Genomic DNA, 16,212 nt, shown 5'->3' on the forward strand with positions numbered 1-16,212 from the left:
GGAAGCCCCGGGACGGGCTTCTGACGGACCACGGCAGGCGAGTACCGTGACGTTCGTTAGGAAGTTAACTAACGAAGTACAGTGCGTCAAGAGGCATCGCGCATCGGACAACGGGACGTAACGTCCGGGCCCGCGTGACGCCAGGACATCCCATCGCCGCAGCCCATGGAGATCCTCCGGGCGCGCGGCCTGTGAACTGGGGGAAGTGTGGAACACGTCGTGGCGCGGGCGTCTCGGCTGACCGAGAGCGCGAGCGCGGTGTTCGAGGTGCTGGCCGGGGCCGGCAGCGCGACCCGCCCGCAGCTCGCGAGCCTGGCCGGCCTGTCCAAGCCGACGGTGTCCTCCGCCGTCGTGGAGCTGGAGAACGTCGGGCTCGCCGCCCACTCCGGCACCGCCTCGGGCGGCACCGGCCGCAACGCGGCCGTATACCGGCTCGGCCCGGCCGCCGGTGCCGTACTCGCCGTCGACCTGGGCCCCGCCCTCACCCGGGTGCGCGGCTGCGCCCTCGACGGCACCCTGCTGGCCGAGGCCACCGAGTCCCGCGAGGACGCGGCCGACGCCGTGCGCGAGGCCCTCGACGCGCTGCCCGCCGGCACCCCGCTGCGCACGGTCGTCGTCGCCGTCGGTGACGTCGCCGCGCGGAACCGGGCCGGCGCCGGGATGCGCCCCGCGACCGCCAAGGCCGGCCCGGTGTTCGACGCCATGACGGTCGCCCTGCCGCCCGGTGTGCCCGTCCACCTGGAGAACAACGTCAACTGCGCGGCGCTCGCCGAGCTGCACGAGGGTGCCGCACGGGGCCGCGACACCTTCGGATATCTGCGGATCGGCGTCGGTATCGGTCTCGGCATCGTCGTCGGCGGCCATGTGCTGCGCGGCGCGAACGGCGCGGCCGGTGAGCTGGCCCGGCTGCCCTACCCGTGGGACGACGCCGTGGAGCCCCGCAGAGAGGCCCTGGAGGAGTACGTCGGCGCCCGCTCGCTGCTGCGTCGGGCCGCAGCCGCCTGGCGGGACACCGACGGGCCCTGCCCCGACACCGCCGACCGGCTGTTCGCGCTGGCCGCGCAGGGGCAGCGCACGGCGTCCGCCCTGGTCGGCCGGCACGCCGCCGACGTGGGCAGACTCGCCGCCGCCGTGGCGGCCGTACTGGACCCGGGACTGATCGTCCTGGGCGGCAGCACGGGCACGGACCCGCAGCTGCTGCCCGGGGTGCGGGCCGAGCTGGGGCGACTGAGCTGGCCCACCGAGGTGGTGAGCAGCACGGTCGGCGATCTCGGCACCGTGGTGGGCGCCGCGCGGCTCGCGGTCGCCAGAGGAGTCCAAACCGTGACCGATGCCGCGGGGGTGAAGGATTGACGGCCTCGGACTCGGTCTGCCAATGTCCGGACAAGCGCTTTCTAAGTCGGCCGGGACGTCGACTCGGAGTGAGCCTCCCGCCCGTACGAGAAGTACGGCAACCGCACCAGGGTGTGCTTGTGCGGCAGCGGCCGAGAGGGCCGGGGATGCCACCCATCAGAACGGCGAGGCCGGGCGAGGCCACGCCCCCGGAAAGCGAACCTTTCTGCAGAATGCACCTGTGCCGCCTCGGATGGCGCCGTGCTTCCTCCGCTACGAAGAAAAGGGATCGAAGATGACCAGAGTGAGTGCGCGGCGCTCCCGCCGACTCGTCCACGGCGGCGTGCGCCGCATGGTTCCTCTCGCTGCCGCGGCCACGGCAGGAGCCCTGCTCCTCACCGCGTGCGGGTCGGGGTCCGGCTCCGGCGGCACCTCCAAGTCGCTGACCTTCTGGATCTCCACGGTCCCGGGCCAGGACGCGGGCTGGAAGAAGCTGGTGGCGCAGTACAAGAAGGAAGAGGGCGTCAGCGTCAAGCTCGTCAACATCCCCTACGACGGATACCCGACGAAGCTGCACAACGCCGCGCAGGCGAACTCCCTGCCCGACGTGGCCGACGTGCCCGCCCTCGACCCGATCTGGTCGAGCAAGCTGATCGACCTCAGCTCCATCACCGGCAACAAGGCCAACAACATCAACTCCAACTTCCTCGCCAAGGACTCGTCCGGCAAGGTGCTGGCCATCCCCTCGGACGTCACCGCGTCCGGCCTGTTCATCAACAAGTCGCTGTTCGAGAAGGCCGGCGTCGCCGTCCCGAGCTCGCCCTCGAACACCTGGACCTGGGACGAGTTCATCGCGGCGGCCAACAAGGTCCGCGAGAAGACCGGCGCCAAGTACTCCCTGACCTTCGACCAGTCGCCGTCCCGGCTCCGCGCCATGGTGTACGAGATGGGCGGCAAGTACGTCCACGCGGACTCCTCCGGCAAGTTCTCGGTGGACGACGCGACCAAGAAGGCCGTGAAGTACTTCGTCGGACTGAACGACGACAAGACCATGCCGAAGTCGGTGTGGACGAGCGGCGCCGACCCGTCGGCCATGTTCCAGAGCGGTGACGTCGTCGCCTACTGGTCCGGTGTCTGGCAGGTCGCCTCCTTCGCGGACAGCATCAAGAAGTTCGAGTGGGCGAGCGTCCCGACGCCGGCCCAGCCGGTGCAGGCCAGTGACGTCAACAGCGGCGGCATGATGGTGGGCTTCAACAACAACAGCGCGGCGTCGGCCGCCGCCAAGAAGTTCCTGTCGTGGGTGTACGAGCCCAAGCAGTACACCGAGCTGGTCGAGACCTCCGGCTTCCTCCCGGTCGAGAGCGGACTGAGCCCGAAGTACCCCTTCAAGTCGGCGGCGGCGCAGGCGGCGTTCAAGCTGTACAACGAGGAGATCCCGCTGTACGCGCCGATCTCGGGCTACTTCAACAACGCGCAGACGAACTGGGTGCTGAAGGGCAAGAGCCTCGCCACCGACCCGACCAAGACGGAGCTCGGCAAGGCGATCAACGGCCAGCAGTCGGTCGACAAGGCCCTGCAGAACATCGTGGACGGCTACAACACGGCGGTCGGCGGCTGATCGCAGGCCCAGGGGCCCGGGCGGCGGGGTCGAGACACCGTCGCCGCCCGGCCCTGGCCGCCTCCGTGATGCCGGGCTCACGGCGTGGGCCCACAGCAATCCATCCACCAGCACGGAAGTCAGGAAGATGACAAAAAGCGCCGCGGACGTGTCCGTGAGGCCGCCCAGGAAACGACGCAGCACCTACACCTTCGCGCCGCTGGTCCTCATCGCGGCCAATGTCGTGCTCTTCGCGCTGTTCTTCGTGTGGCCGGCGGTGATCGGGCTCGTCTACTCCTTCACGAACTACACCGGTGTGGGGGCGTTCCAGTTCATCGGACTGGACAACTACCACAACCTGTTCGGGGACTCCACCTTCTACGACGCGCTGACCCGGACGCTGCTGTACGCCGTGCTCTTCGTGCCGCTGAACTTCGCACTCTCGCTGCTCGCCGCCAACCTGGTGGTGAACAAGCACGCCAAGGGCGCGTCCGTCGCCCGGGTCATCTTCTTCATCCCGTGGCTGCTGTCGCCCATCGTCGTGGGTGTCCTGTGGCGGTGGCTGTTCGGTGAGAACTTCGGTCTGGTCAACTACGTCATCGAGAAGCTCGGCGGGTCGGCCGTTCCGTGGCAGTCGAACGCGGACCTGTCGCTGATCGTGGTTGTGTTCGCGGCGTCCTGGGCCTGGACGGGCTTCTCGATGCTGCTGTTCATCGCCGCGATCAAGAACGTGCCGGTGTCGTACTACGAGGCCGCCTCGCTCGACGGTGCCGGTCCCTGGCGCCAGTTCATCAGCATCACGCTGCCGAGCATCGCGCCCACCTCGTTCATCGTGATCCTGCTCAACACGATCAACGCGATGAAGGAGTACCCGGTGTTCGTCTCCCTCAACAACGGCGGACCCGGAACCTCGAACAACCTGCTGGTCCAGTACATCTATCAGACCGGCTTCCAACGGGGCCAGATCGGCTACGCGAGCGCCGCGTCGTTCGTGCTCATGCTCATCCTGATGGCCGTCGCGATCATCCAGCTGATCGTCAACCGGCGGGTGGAGAACCGATGACAACCACAGACATGCCGCGCAAGGTCGACGCCGGTTCCGGACGGGCCGTTTCCAAGAAGCGACCCCGCGGTGCGAGCAGTGGTGGTCTCCGACGGGCCGTACCCGCGACGACACTGCTCTGGGTCCTGGCGTGCCTCTACGGGCTGCCGGTGCTGTGGTTCATCCTCAGCTCCCTCAAGCCGGCCAGCGACCTGTTCTCCTATCCGCTGACCTTCATTCCGCACAACCCCACCTTCTCGGGTTACTCCGCGGCGTGGCGCAGCGCCAACTTCTCCCAGTACTTCATCAACACGGCCATCGTGTGCGTGATCACGACGATCCTCACGGTGGGCGTCAGCTGCTGCACCGGGTACGCGCTGGCGAAGTACGACAACAAATGGCTCAAGGCGTTCTTCATCTGCATCCTGGCCACCACGATGCTGCCGTCCGAGGTCATGCTCGCCCCCGAGTTCCTGGTGGTCCGCAACCTCGGCCTCTACAACTCGTTCGCCGGCATCATCCTCCCGGCCGTGCTCACCGCGACCGGCTGCTTCATGTTCCGCCAGTTCTTCATCACGGTCCCCGACGAACTCGTGGAAGCCGCCCGCATCGACGGCGCCCGCGAACTGTCGATCTTCCTGCGGATCATGGTGCCGCTCTCCCGGCCCATCATGCTGACCCTCGCCATCCTGTCCTTCCAGTGGCGCTGGAACGACTACATCTGGCCGCTGCTGATGCTGAACGACCCGAACAAGTTCACCGTGCAGATCGGCATCCAGAGCATCGTCGGCGCGCAGAACATCAACTGGTCGGTCCTGCTGGGCGCTTCGGTCATCTCGATGATCCCGCTGATCGTGATCTTCCTGGTCTTCCAGCGCTACGTCATGGGCGCCGACATCAACGCCGGCCTGAAGGACTGACCTTGTCCACCCCGCTCGACCACGAGTTCGTCCGCGCGGTGGCCGGCGCCGCCGACCGGTCGGCCGCCCCCCTGGCGGCCGACCCCGACGGGCAGCTCGCCGGCGTGACCCACCGCGCCCTGGCCCGCCGGGTGAAGACTCTGGTCGCGGCCTACCGTTCCCCGGACTCGGCCCTGCACGGCAGCGGATACGCCGTCGCCGCGGCGCTGGCCCACCTCGGCGCCCTCCGGGTCGCGCAGACCGGCACCGGCCTCTTCGCCGGCGGCGACAACGTGCAGTCACCGCCGGACTCCGCGTTCACCGTCAACGACGTGTGCGACGCGCACGTCCTCGCCGCCGGCGCGGGTCCGGAACTGCGCGACGTCACGGCCGCGCTCGCCGAGATCGCCGGCGCCGCCTCCGAAAGCCTCGTGGTGGGCGGGGTGCACACCCCGAACCACCGCTGGGAGCTGAGCGCGGCGCTCGCCCGTCTGCACCGGTCGTTCCCCGACGACCGGCTGCTCGACCGCGCCGAGGAGTGGCTCGCCGAGGGCGTCGACATCGACGCGGAGGGGCTGTACTCGGAGCGCAGCGCCGTCTACGCGTCCATCGTGACCAACCCGGCGCTGCTGTTGCTGGCCGAGGTGCTCGGGCGCGGCGACCTGCTGGACGCCGTCGAACGCAACCTCGCCGCGACCCTGGACCTGATCAGGCCGGACGGCACGGTGGAGACCGTCCACTCGCGCCGCCAGGACCAGAGGCTTTCGTGCGCGCTGTGGCCCTACCTGCCGCACTACCGGCTGCTCGCGATCCGCACCGGCCGGGGCGACTTCGCCCGCGCGGCCCGCCTGGCGGCCGCCGACGGCATCGACGACCCCGACCTGCTCGCCCTGACCCTCCTCACCCCGGATCTGTGCCGCGTCCTGCCGGCCCCGGACGTGGAGAAGCTCCCGCGCGACCGCTACCTCCCCACCGCACGCCTCGCCGCACACGTCTCGGCCACCGCGCACACCGTGGTGTACGGCGGCTCCGACGTGCCCGAGCACCGGCGCATCCGCTCGGGCCTCGCCTGCAACCCCACCTTCCTGCGCCTGTTCGCCGGTGCCGCCGTCCTCGACGCGGTCCGTCTCTCGCGGGTGTTCTTCGACCTGGGCCCGTTCCGTGCCGCCGACATGGAACAGCTCGCCGACAACCGGTACCAGCTCACCCAAACCCTCACAACCGCCTACTATCAGCCGCTCCCGAAGGACCGGAGGCGCGACGACGGCGCCTACCGCCTGGTGGACGAGGGCCGCTTCTCCGCGGCGATGGCCTTCCCCGACCGGCCTCAGGACGAGGTCTCCCACACGACCCGGGTCGGGGTCGACATGAGGGAGGACGGGGCCGACCTGCGGATCGACATCAGCGGCCCATCGGTGCCCTGGTGCCTCGAACTGACCTTCCGGCCAGGGGGAGTCGTAGCGGGCGCCGCACCGATCGGCGACGGACGCTGGTGTCTGACGACCGGGCCGATGACCTACCGGGTCGGCGACGACGAGATCCGTGTCGAGGTCGACGTCGAGGCGGGCGAACCCCTCGCCGGTCCGGACCGGGGCGACGTACTACGGTACGACCCGGGTCAGGACTACACCGTGGTCGGCGGCACCGACGCGACGACCGGGGACCGTGTCTACATCGGCGGAAACGGCCCCCGGACACTGAGAGTCGCCCTGCGCGCCCGCCGCCCCGCACCCGTCTTCTGACCCCGACGACCCACGCCACGGCCACCTCCGGCATGAAGGGCTGATCCACCCGTGCACCTCCTCCACCAGCGCGGTCCGCTGCACAACCTCCCCGACACCCCGGAGGCCTACGACGCGGTCCTCGCCGACGTCGTCGAGCAGGCCCTGCGGCGCATCACCCCGGAGGGCAACCTCGAACACCCCGACTGCTACGACGACATCGGGGACACCTCGCTCGGCATCACGTCGCTGCTGGCCTTCGCCTGGCAGCGCGGCAACGACCCGCGGCTGCCGGAGGCGGTGCGGCGCAGCCTCGCCTTCCATCTCCGCGAGCGCGTCTACACCGAGGACAACCCCGGCTACCCGAACCTCAGGGTCCGCAACTCCGGTCTCCCGTACGCCCGTTACGTCCTGGAGGCGGGCGCGCACCCCATCGGCGACTGGCCGAGCACCGCGTGGGCTCTGCTCCAGGCGGTCAACGTCCTGGACGCGACGGACGGACTCGTCGACGACGAACAGCGCGCCGCTGTCGTCGAGTTGGCGCACGGCTACTGGCGCTGGCTCACCGAGGCGACCTTCTTCAACCCGCAGGAGGCCGGCAACCAGGCGATCGGATGTGTGGTCGGCGGGCTGATGCTGGCCGGTCATCTCCCTTCAGGGGAAGGGAAGTCGGTGCGCGAACGCGCCCTCGCCGTGTACGAGGACGAGATCCGCGCCCACCGCGTGAGCGACCGCGGCGCCCTCCTCCCGCCCGAGCACGGCGGCGCGTACGACAACAACTACGGCCCGATCTCCCTGTCCTTCCTCGCCAAGGCCCACATCGTCAGCGGCGAGCACGTCTTCGCCGAGGACGGGGAGGCGCTGGCCCGCTACATCGACGCCCGCCTCACGGGCGGCGGCTTCGACAACGGCGGTCCGCGCTACAGCGAGCAGCACTCCGCCTTCGAATCGGTCCTCGGGCTGCGCTACTTCGGCGCCCGTATCGGCTCGGACATCGGCCGCTACCGTGGCGACAGCCGCTGGGCCCGCCACGCGGTCAAGCCCGACGGGGGAGTGGACGGCCACTTCGCCTGGATGCTGGTCTGGCAGATCCAGGACACCACGCCCTGGCACCGCACCCCGTCGACGGAGCCGGTCCGCCACCAACTCCGCGCCGGCACCGTGTCGGTGGCCTTCGATAACAAGATGACCCCGTCGGTGGTCGAGGCCGACGGCACGTACTACCTCCCTGCGGCCGTCAACCGTCAGCACGGCTTCGGCCCGGTGCTCGACGGCTTCCTGCTGTGCCGCCCGATGGGCGAGGTACGGGTCCGCGACCTCCGCGCCGGCGGTCTCACCGCCAAGCTGGTCACCAAGCCGGTCGTAGGCCGCGACCACGTCCTGCGGCACATCCGTTCCCTGTACGTCACCGACGGCACGAGCCTGTGGACGGCGGTCGCCGTCGAACGGCTGGACGGAGCACCGTACTTGCTCGCCGGGCTGCCCTACGCGGCGGACGACGGCGACCGGGTGCGCAGGACGGCGGAGGGCGACGTCACCTCCGTAGGAACCCTGCGCCTCACCCACCCGACCGGCGAGGGCGCCGACCACTTCGACGCCCGCGCCGAACTCTCCCAGCAGGAGGCGGCGTTCGCCCTCGCCGCCGACCCGCGCGGCTACGGCAACCCCGACGAGGGCTGGAGCCACCTGGTCACCTCCACGGCCCTGGAGGCCGACCCGGCACCGGGCGCACCGGAGGACCTGAACGTGTTCGTCGTCCGCTACGGCCCCGGAACCGGGCCGCTCACCGCCGAGTTCACGAGCGGCGAGAACGGCGAACTGACCGTCCGCACCGAGGCGTTCACCGCGGTGATCGGAGACGCGGCGGGCGACGCCCACGGGGAGCCGGAGCTGACACTCCACGCGTGAGCCCTCAGCCGCGGGGCACGCCGTACGGCGAGGGCAGCACGGCCGGGGGGATCACCAGATCCGCCCGGCCGCGCGTCGCGGCGACAAGGTCGGCGTTGCGCTGGTCCGTGCCCGACACCCAGGCCACGGCGGTCTCGTGGTCCTTGCCGAACTCCTCGTGCCGGACGACGAGTCGGCGGACACGTTCGTCCTCGTCGGCCTCGCAGAACCACACCTCGTCCAGACACGGCCGTACCCGCGCCCATGAACCGGCCTCCAGCAGCAGGTAGTTGCCCTCCGTCACCACCAGCCGGACCGTGGGAAGCACGGGGATCGCACCGGCGATGGGCTGCTCCAACACCCGCTCGAAACCAGGCGCGTACACGATCTCGTCGGTCTCCTCCCGCACCCTCCGCAGCAGCGCCGCGTATCCGGCCGCGTCGAAGGTGTCGGGCGCGCCCTTGCGCGCGCGGCGGCCGAGCCTGTCCAGCTCGACGTCGGCGAGGTGGAAGCCGTCCATGGGGACGTGCGCGACCCATGGCTCGCCGGTGCCGTTGAGCTCCCGCACCAGATGCTCGGCGAGGGTCGTCTTGCCCGCCCCCGGGCTGCCGGCGATGCCGAGCACGGCACGTCTGCCCGGGCGGGAGAGCGCGGTGGCACGGGTGAGGAGGTCGTCGAAGGTCAGCGGCACAGGGAGAGTGTGCCATCCGTCTCGGTCGCCCGGCCGGGGCGATGACGCGCCGAAGATCGGGAATCCGGTCGGCAGAGAGACCATGGAGTGGGGGACAGGAACAGGAGCCGCCCATGCCCGACGACGCGACACAGATCCGCGCCCTCATCACCGACTGGGCCGCGGCCGTCCACCGCGGCGACCTCGACGGCGTACTGGTGGACCACACGGACGACCTCGTCATGTACGACGTCCCGGCGCCCCACGCCGGCATCCACGGTCTCGCCGCCTACAGCGCCAGCTGGCCGCCCTTCTTCGAGTGGCAGGCCCAGGGTGCCCGCTTCGACATCGACACCCTCGACATCACGGCCGGCACGGACGTCGCCTACGCCCACGCCCTCCTGCGTTGCGGAACCCCGGAGGAACTCGCCGCAGACCCCACCCTGCGCCTGCGGCTCACGTTCGGCCTGCGCAAGGAGCACGGCCGCTGGCGGGTCGCACACGAACACCACTCGTTTCCGCACGACTGATGGGGCGGGACTTTCAGACGGCCTTGTCGATCAGCTCGTCGGCGACCCAACGGGCGACACCGGCGGGGTAGGGCGCCGGCAGTCCGAGGACGACGTGGTGGAAGCCCGCGTCCACCGCCTCGCGGATCGCGTCCCTGGTGGCCTCCGGCTTGTCGTAGGACACGGAGAGATGGATCGAGCGCGTGACGGAGGCGGGGTCGCGGCCGATGTCGGCGCAGTAGCGGTCGAGGAGCGCGCTGCGGGCGATGGCGTCCGCGATGTCGCCGCCGGGGATGTTCCACAGGTCGGCGTGCTCGGCGACCACGCGGAGGGTCGCGGCCGAGCGTCCGCCGATGAGGATCGGGGGGTGGGGGCGCTGGACGGGCTTGGGGTTGCCGAACGCTCCGGTGAGGTGGTGGTGGGTGCCGTGGAAGTCGAAGGGCCGCTCCTCGGTCCACAGCCGCCGGATCAGCGTGCAGGCCTCGGCGAGGCTCGCCACCGCGTGCCCGGAGTCGTGGAAGGGGAGGCCGTGTGCCGCGTACTCGCGCCGGGCCAGCGGATGGTCCGGGCGGGAGCCGACACCGATGCCGAAGTCGAGCCGTCCGCCGGAGACGATGTCGACGGTCGTGGCGATCTTGGCCAGCAGCGCGGGCGGCCGGAAACGGTTGCTCGTCACCATCACGCCGAGCCGCAGCCGGCGGGTCTGCGCGGCGAGCGCCGAGAGGAGCGTCCAGCCCTCGTAGGCCGGTCCGTCCGGGTCGCCGCCGATCGGCATGAGGTGGTCGAACAGCCAGGCGTGCTCGATCTCCGGCACGGTATCGGCTTCCTGCCAGACGCGGAGGATGTCGTGGTAGTCGACCTGCATGGGGGCGGTCATGATTCCGAAGGTGGTTCGGGGTGTGCGGGGCATGGCGCCTTCCGTCCTTCGGCAACACGTGGTGGCAGGCATGGCTTGGTCGTCCGGCTTGTGCTCTGGCATCATGAGCAAGCGGAACGCTGTTCCGGAAAACGATACGGAACCTTGTTCCGCTTAGCAAGCTCTAGTGGTGGAGGAACTGCGCGGTGAGCGACAACGAGGCAGGTGTGGGCGGGGTGGCCCAGTCCAAGCGGGCAGACGCCCGGCGCAACAAGGAGACCCTTCTCGACGCCGCTGCCAAGGTCTTCGTCGCGTCCGGCGTGGACGCGCCCGTGCGCGACATCGCACGCGAGGCCGGTGTCGGACTCGGCACGATCTACCGCCACTTCCCGACCCGCGCGGATCTCGTCATCGCGGTCTACCGCCACCAGGTCGAGGCCTGCGCCGAAGCCGGCCCGGCGCTGCTGGCGAGCAGTGCAAGTCCGTACATGGCGCTGCGAGAGTGGATCAATCTCTTCGTCGACTTTCTGGTCACCAAGCACGGACTCGCCTCGGTGCTGCGGTCCGACAGTGCCGGTTTCGAGTCGCTGCACTCCTACTTCCTCGACCGCCTCCTGCCCGTGTGCGCCGAACTGTTCGACGCGGCGGCCGCGGCCGGTGAGGTCCGGTCCGACCTGACCGCCTACGAACTCATGCGCGGCGTCGGCAACTTGTGCGTCGGCGCGGAGGGCGACGACCGCTACGACGCGCTCCGGCTGGTCGACGTCCTCGTCTCGGGCCTGCGCCTGCTGCCGGACTGACATCGAGCTGGTTCATGTGCCGGTGGCCGGTGCGTCACCTCTCGCTCATCCGGCGCTGAGACGTTCGCTCTGTCCGAAAAGTTGGCTGTACAACTTGGTGAGAGAGTGATGGCGATGTCACAGTCCGTAGAAGACCTTCCGCTCATGTGGCTGCGGGACAACTGCCCCTGCCCCCGATGCCGCGACCCGCGCAACGGCCAGAAGCTGTTCCAGATCACCGAGCTGCCCGCCGACCTCGCGCTGGACGCCGTACGCCGGACCCAGGACGGCGTCGAGGTCGATTGGGCACCGGACGGCCACCGGTCCACGTACTCCGCGCACTGGCTGACCGCCAACGCGCCCGGCGCAGGGGGTGGCCCCGGCGACCGGCGTGCCGAGAACGGCAAGACGCTGTGGACCGCCGTCGACCTGAACGACCGTCTCCCCGAGGCGAGTTGGGCGGAGTATCTGAGCGACCCGGTGGTCAAGGCGCGGGTGCTGGAGTCGGTCATCGGGCTCGGCTTCGCCCTGCTGCGCGAGGTGCCGTGCCGCGAGGGCCAGGTGCTGGAGGTGGCCGGGACCTTCGGCTACGTCCGCGAGACCAACTACGGCCGGCTCTTCGACGTACGGGTCGAACCGGACCCCAACAACCTCGCCTTCACCGGCGCCCGGATCACCCCGCACACCGACAACCCGTACCGCGACCCGGTGCCGACCCTCCAACTGCTCCACTGCCTGACCAACGCGGCGGCCGGTGGCGACTCCGGTCTGGTGGACGGCTTCAAGGCCGCCGCACTGCTGCGCGCCGAGGACCCGGAGGCGTTCGCGGTGCTGACCCGTACACCGGTGCCGTTCCGCTTCGGCGACGCGCACACCGAACTGGCCGCCGACCGCCCGCTGATCGACGTGGACGGCCTCGGCCGCATCCGCGAGGTGCGCTTCAACAACCGCTCCATCGGCACCCTGTCGCTCCCCGTCGGCGAACTGGCATCCTTCTACCGGGCCTACCGCACCTTCGCCGAAATCACCCTGCGCCCCGAACTCCAGCTGGAATTCCGGCTGTTGCCCGGCGACTGCCTCATCTTCGACAACGTACGACTGCTGCACGCACGCACCGCCTTCGAGGAGAGCGGCGCCCGACACCTCCAGGGCACCTACGCCGACCTCGACGGGCTGGCGGGCACGTTGGCCGTACTGCGCCGCCAAGAGGCCGTAGCAGCGGGGGAGTTCATCGAGGAACTGGCCCAACTCTTCGAGGGGGAGGGCGCGAGCGCGTACCTGGGCGAGCGGGTGACGATGGCACAGCACATGCTCCAGGCCGCTGCCCGTGCCGAGGAAGCGGGCGCGTCCGAGGCACTCGTCGTCGCCGCGCTGCTGCACGACCTCGGCCACTTCCACGGACCGGTCAGCGGCGCGGAGTTGATGGAGGAGGGCATCGACAACCGGCACAGCCACACCGGGGCGGACCGGCTGGCCGAGTGGTTCGGCCCCGAGGTCACCGAGCCGATCCGGCTGCACGTGGCGGCGAAGCGGTATCTGTGCGCGGTCGAACCGGACTACTTCGACCGCCTCTCCCCGGCCTCGGTGCACACCCTGGAGATCCAGGGCGGCCCGATGCCGCCGGCCGAGACCGCCGAATACGAGGCGAGTCCCCACGCGGCCGACGGCATCGCGGTACGCCGCTGGGACGACGAGGCCAAGGACCCCGGGGCAACGACTCCGGACTTCGCGCACTTCCGGGCCCTGCTCATGAGCCTGTTGCGAACCAGTCGGTGACGTAAGGGAGTTGCTCGGTAGTTGATCGTCGGTCTTAAGGTTGCCTTCTGCTTCGAGAGGCTGGGGGACCGGTGGGGTGGGGACGGGTAGGGCGTATGTCGACCTGTGCGGGGCTGGCCGGAATGCTCGTGGCGACGGGATGTACGAGCCGTTCGCAGGATTCGACGGACGACGACATGGCGCCCGTGGCGCGGACGTATCTGTAGAAGGCCCTGGACATCATGGAGGAGCACTCGCTCCTTCGGCGCAAGGTCGACTGGACGGACCTGCGGAGCAAGGCGTTCGCGCAGGCACGCGGTGCGCGGAAGCCGGCGGACACCTACGGGGCGATCGCTTCGGCATTGCAGGGCCTGGGCGACGCCCACAGCAGCTTCGCGGAGCCCGAGCTGGCCAAGGAGCAGTTGGAATCCTCCGCGACTGATCTCCATGAGCTGGAGGGCCGTTCACTGAAGAACGGGATCGGCTACCTGTCCTTTCCCGGGGCGCGGGGATCCCAGGAGGCGTACGACCAGTACGTACGGCGGGGTCGAGCGGCTGTGGCGAAGGCGGACGAGAACGGCGCCTGCGGCTGGGTGGTCGATCTGCGCAACGAAACGGGCGGCGGCATGTGGCCGGTGCTGGCCGTCGTGGGACCCATCCTGGGGGACGGCAAGGTCGGCATGTTCGTGGATGCCGGCGGCAAGAAGTACACCTGGTCGATCAAGAACGGTGCCCCCTATTTGGACGGAATATCGAAGGGTTGGGACGACGCCCGGCCCGTCGCGAGGAGCAGCCCGCCGGTCGCCGTCCTGACCAGTCAAGGAACAGCCAGCGCGGGCGAGGCGGTCGTGGTGGCCTTCCGCGGGCGTCCCAACACCCGCTCCTTCGGCACACCGACCAGGGGTGTCCCCACGGGCAACAAGGTGTACCGCCTGTCCGACGCCGCCCTGATAACCCTGACGGAAGTCAGGGACGCGGACCGAACGGGCCGTACCTACGACGCGGCGATCCCACCGGACGAGGAGATCGCCAGGAACCCGCTGGCACGTGCCCGCGACGACGTCCTGCGCGCAGCCCAGGACTGGCTGCTCGAGCAGTTCGCCTGTGCACGAGCCTGATCTGGATCGCCGCTCTCACGCCTCGTCCGCCGACCGTCGGGCCAACGAGCCGGACGTGGCCGAGCTGTGGACGGTGAAGGCCACCGTCTCCGGCAGATAGCGGTCCTCGGACCATTCGATCGGGGTGCCCGCCGGGTCGGTGCTGCAGCGCCGCTCGCGCAGCAGCGGATCGCCGGGCCGGCAGCCGAGCAGGCGGGCGTCCTCGGCGTCGGCCAGGCACAGGTCGATGGTGTGCTGGGCGTCCGCGAACAGCACCCCCGAATCCTCCAGGACCACGGTGTGCGACACGGTGTCCGGGGGCAGCCCGGTGATCAACTCGCCCACGGCGGACGGGTAGACGGTGCGCTCCACCATCACGGGGCGCCCCGAGAGCGTCCGCAGCCGCCGTACCGCGTGGATCTCGGCCCCGGCCGGCAGCCGCAGCCGTTCGCGCTCGGTGGCGTCGGCGGGGCGGGTCTCCGCGGCGACGATCCGGCCGCCCGGTTCCTCACCCGTCGAACGCGCCCAACGCGTGAAGCTGAGGAGTTCGCCGAAGCTCTGGGGCCTCGGCGCTCCGATCACGACGCGTCGGGTGCCGCGCCGCGAGGCGATCAGGCCCTCGGTGCGCAGCAGGGCCATCGCCTGGCGGACCGTGCCCCGGGAGACGCCGTAGCGCTCGGCGAGTTCGCCCTCGGCGGGCAGCCGTCCACCGGAGCCGTAGCGGCCCTCGCCGATCTCCCGGCCCAGGTCGGCGGCCACCTGCCGGTACAACGCGAGCGACTTCCCCGTCACCGTGCGCGTCTCCGTCCTGAGCGCCTGCGCCCCGCGGCCGTCAGTCGTTGTCGGCGTTCTTCTTGTTCTTGATCCGCTCGGCTTCCTTGCGGACCTCGGCCTGGGTGGCGCGCTCCTTCTCCAGCCACTCCGGGCTTTCCTTCTTCAGCGCCTCGATCTGCTCGGTGGTGAGCGGCTCGGTGACCCCGCCGCGGGCGAGACCGGCGATGGACACGCCGAGCTTGGCCGCGACGACCGGGCGCGGGTGCGGACCGTTGGCACGCAGCTCGCGCAGCCACTGGGGCGGGTTCGCCTGCAGCTCGTTCAACTCGGCGCGGGAGACGTCACCCTCCTGGAACTCGGCGGGTGTGGCCTCTAGGTACACACCCAGCTTCTTCGCCGCCGTGGCGGGCTTCATCGTCTGGGTGGTCTGGTGCGAACTCATACCGTCAAGAGTATCGACCGTGTAAGAGGCCTCCGACCACGGCGGGTAACCTTGCGGGGTGACAGGCTCGGAAGCATCCCCCACGTTCCGGCTCGCGTACGTCCCCGGGGTGACGCCCGCCAAGTGGGTGCGGATCTGGAACGAGCGCCGGCCCGACGTCCCCCTCGTCCTCGTACCGGTCCCGGCCGCCGAGGCGTCCGACGTACTGCGGCGCGGCGAGGCCGACGCCGGACTCGTACGGCTGCCGGTCGACCGTACGGTCCTCAGCGCGATCCCCCTCTACACCGAGGCGACCGTGGCCGTGGCTCCCAAGGACCACATCGTGACGGCGGCCGACGAAGTGTCCCTCGACGAGCTCGCCGACGAGGTGGTCCTGCACCCCCTCGACGACGTCCTCGGCTGGGAACAACCGCCAGGGGAGCCCGCGTTCGAGCGTCCCGCGACCACCGAGGACGCGATCGACCACGTGGCGTCCGGCATCGGCATCCTCTACGTCCCCCAGTCCCTGGCCCGGCTGCACCACCGCAAGGACCTCACCTACCGGACCGTCGTGGACGCCCCCCAGTCGGACGTCGCCCTGTCCTGGCCCGAGGACGCGACCACCGACCTCGTCGAGGACTTCATCGGCATCGTCCGGGGCCGTACGGTCAACAGCACTCGGGGCCGTACCCCGCCACCGGCCCAGCCGAAGACGAAGGGGAAGCGCACCGAAGCGGCCCCGGCGCGTCGCAAGCCCTCTGGAGGCAAAACGACCGGCAGGACCGGCGCGACCGGCAAGAATCCGCGCGGCTCCTCCGGCGGCGCCAAGGGAACCAAGCGCGGCAAGCCCCGAGGCCGCTGACGGCAACTGCC

Annotated in this window: 15 protein-coding genes; 11 read left to right on the forward strand and 4 right to left on the reverse strand. The window is 70.2% G+C overall.

Annotation, left to right across the window (positions count from 1 at the left end):
• Positions 1–219 precede the first annotated feature (219 nt).
• The 6 genes from SSP08S_RS12150 to SSP08S_RS12175 all read left to right on the forward strand — a co-directional run bounded on the left by SSP08S_RS12150 (position 220) and on the right by SSP08S_RS12175 (position 8,499).
• Positions 220–1,353 carry an ROK family protein gene (locus tag SSP08S_RS12150; RefSeq protein ID WP_019067867.1) on the forward strand — a complete coding sequence of 378 codons (1,134 nt, stop codon included), beginning with the start codon at positions 220–222 and terminating at the stop codon, positions 1,351–1,353.
• Positions 1,354–1,627: 274 nt separating this feature from the next.
• Positions 1,628–2,950 carry an extracellular solute-binding protein gene (locus tag SSP08S_RS12155; protein ID WP_019067868.1) on the forward strand — a complete coding sequence of 441 codons (1,323 nt, stop codon included), beginning with the start codon at positions 1,628–1,630 and terminating at the stop codon, positions 2,948–2,950.
• A 127-nt stretch (positions 2,951–3,077) separates the two neighbouring features.
• Positions 3,078–3,992: a carbohydrate ABC transporter permease gene (locus SSP08S_RS12160; RefSeq protein WP_026178416.1), complete on the forward strand. Its 915-nt coding sequence runs from the start codon at positions 3,078–3,080 to the stop codon at positions 3,990–3,992.
• Positions 3,989–4,891, forward strand: a complete 903-nt coding sequence (locus SSP08S_RS12165; RefSeq protein ID WP_026178417.1) for a carbohydrate ABC transporter permease — start codon at positions 3,989–3,991, stop codon at positions 4,889–4,891. Before SSP08S_RS12160 ends, SSP08S_RS12165 begins: the two co-directional genes overlap by 4 nt.
• A gap of 2 nt (positions 4,892–4,893) precedes the next feature.
• Positions 4,894–6,612: a hypothetical protein gene (locus tag SSP08S_RS12170; protein ID WP_019067871.1), complete on the forward strand. Its 1,719-nt coding sequence runs from the start codon at positions 4,894–4,896 to the stop codon at positions 6,610–6,612.
• A gap of 51 nt (positions 6,613–6,663) precedes the next feature.
• Positions 6,664–8,499 carry a hypothetical protein gene (locus SSP08S_RS12175; RefSeq protein ID WP_019067872.1) on the forward strand — a complete coding sequence of 612 codons (1,836 nt, stop codon included), beginning with the start codon at positions 6,664–6,666 and terminating at the stop codon, positions 8,497–8,499.
• A gap of 4 nt (positions 8,500–8,503) precedes the next feature.
• Here the strand turns inward: SSP08S_RS12175 and SSP08S_RS12180 are convergent, their stop codons facing one another.
• The gene (locus SSP08S_RS12180; protein WP_019067873.1) at positions 8,504–9,169 is read right to left on the reverse strand and encodes a nucleoside/nucleotide kinase family protein; all 666 of its coding nucleotides are present in this window, start codon (positions 9,167–9,169) and stop codon (positions 8,504–8,506) included.
• A 113-nt stretch (positions 9,170–9,282) separates the two neighbouring features.
• Here SSP08S_RS12180 and SSP08S_RS12185 point away from each other — a divergent pair, with 113 nt between their 5' ends.
• Complete coding sequence (locus SSP08S_RS12185; protein ID WP_019067874.1) at positions 9,283–9,678, forward strand: nuclear transport factor 2 family protein; 396 nt, start codon at positions 9,283–9,285, stop codon at positions 9,676–9,678.
• A gap of 13 nt (positions 9,679–9,691) precedes the next feature.
• Here the strand turns inward: SSP08S_RS12185 and SSP08S_RS12190 are convergent, their stop codons facing one another.
• Positions 9,692–10,567, reverse strand: coding sequence for an LLM class flavin-dependent oxidoreductase (locus SSP08S_RS12190; RefSeq protein WP_019067875.1), 876 nt, complete (start codon positions 10,565–10,567; stop codon positions 9,692–9,694).
• A gap of 152 nt (positions 10,568–10,719) precedes the next feature.
• On the opposite strand from SSP08S_RS12190, the gene SSP08S_RS12195 reads away from it, so the two are divergent.
• From SSP08S_RS12195 to SSP08S_RS55195, 3 genes are all read left to right on the forward strand, one after another.
• Positions 10,720–11,313 carry a TetR/AcrR family transcriptional regulator gene (locus SSP08S_RS12195; RefSeq protein ID WP_019067876.1) on the forward strand — a complete coding sequence of 198 codons (594 nt, stop codon included), beginning with the start codon at positions 10,720–10,722 and terminating at the stop codon, positions 11,311–11,313.
• A gap of 114 nt (positions 11,314–11,427) precedes the next feature.
• Positions 11,428–13,068 (forward strand): 2-trimethylaminoethylphosphonate dioxygenase, encoded by a 1,641-nt coding sequence (tmpA, locus tag SSP08S_RS12200; RefSeq protein WP_043259413.1) that lies wholly within the window; start codon positions 11,428–11,430, stop codon positions 13,066–13,068.
• Between the two features lie 221 nt (positions 13,069–13,289).
• A complete protein-coding gene (locus tag SSP08S_RS55195; RefSeq protein ID WP_019067878.1) occupies positions 13,290–14,165 on the forward strand; it encodes a S41 family peptidase in 876 nt (291 codons plus the stop codon).
• A gap of 15 nt (positions 14,166–14,180) precedes the next feature.
• Here the strand turns inward: SSP08S_RS55195 and SSP08S_RS12210 are convergent, their stop codons facing one another.
• Positions 14,181–14,936, reverse strand: a complete 756-nt coding sequence (locus SSP08S_RS12210) for a GntR family transcriptional regulator (protein WP_019067879.1) — start codon at positions 14,934–14,936, stop codon at positions 14,181–14,183.
• A gap of 40 nt (positions 14,937–14,976) precedes the next feature.
• Complete coding sequence (locus tag SSP08S_RS12215; protein WP_019067880.1) at positions 14,977–15,360, reverse strand: DUF5997 family protein; 384 nt, start codon at positions 15,358–15,360, stop codon at positions 14,977–14,979.
• A 58-nt stretch (positions 15,361–15,418) separates the two neighbouring features.
• On the opposite strand from SSP08S_RS12215, the gene SSP08S_RS12220 reads away from it, so the two are divergent.
• A complete protein-coding gene (locus tag SSP08S_RS12220; protein WP_019067881.1) occupies positions 15,419–16,201 on the forward strand; it encodes a LysR family substrate-binding domain-containing protein in 783 nt (260 codons plus the stop codon).
• Positions 16,202–16,212 lie beyond the last annotated feature (11 nt).

This window comes from Streptomyces hokutonensis (assembly GCF_000376565.1).
Taxonomy (GTDB): Bacteria; Actinomycetota; Actinomycetes; order Streptomycetales; family Streptomycetaceae; genus Streptomyces; species Streptomyces hokutonensis.

What these genes read in the sequence shown, in the direction of transcription:
- SSP08S_RS12155 (WP_019067868.1), top strand. Translation starts at nt 1,628, where the DNA reads ATGACCAGAGTGAGTGCGCGGCGCTCCCGCCGACTCGTCCACGGCGGC.
- SSP08S_RS12160 (WP_026178416.1), top strand. Translation starts at nt 3,078, where the DNA reads ATGACAAAAAGCGCCGCGGACGTGTCCGTGAGGCCGCCCAGGAAACGA.
- SSP08S_RS12165 (WP_026178417.1), top strand. Translation starts at nt 3,989, where the DNA reads ATGACAACCACAGACATGCCGCGCAAGGTCGACGCCGGTTCCGGACGG.
- SSP08S_RS12185 (WP_019067874.1), top strand. Translation starts at nt 9,283, where the DNA reads ATGCCCGACGACGCGACACAGATCCGCGCCCTCATCACCGACTGGGCC.
- SSP08S_RS12190 (WP_019067875.1), bottom strand. Translation starts at nt 10,567, where the DNA reads ATGCCCCGCACACCCCGAACCACCTTCGGAATCATGACCGCCCCCATG.
- tmpA (WP_043259413.1), top strand. Translation starts at nt 11,428, where the DNA reads ATGTCACAGTCCGTAGAAGACCTTCCGCTCATGTGGCTGCGGGACAAC.
- SSP08S_RS55195 (WP_019067878.1), top strand. Translation starts at nt 13,290, where the DNA reads ATGGAGGAGCACTCGCTCCTTCGGCGCAAGGTCGACTGGACGGACCTG.
- SSP08S_RS12215 (WP_019067880.1), bottom strand. Translation starts at nt 15,360, where the DNA reads ATGAGTTCGCACCAGACCACCCAGACGATGAAGCCCGCCACGGCGGCG.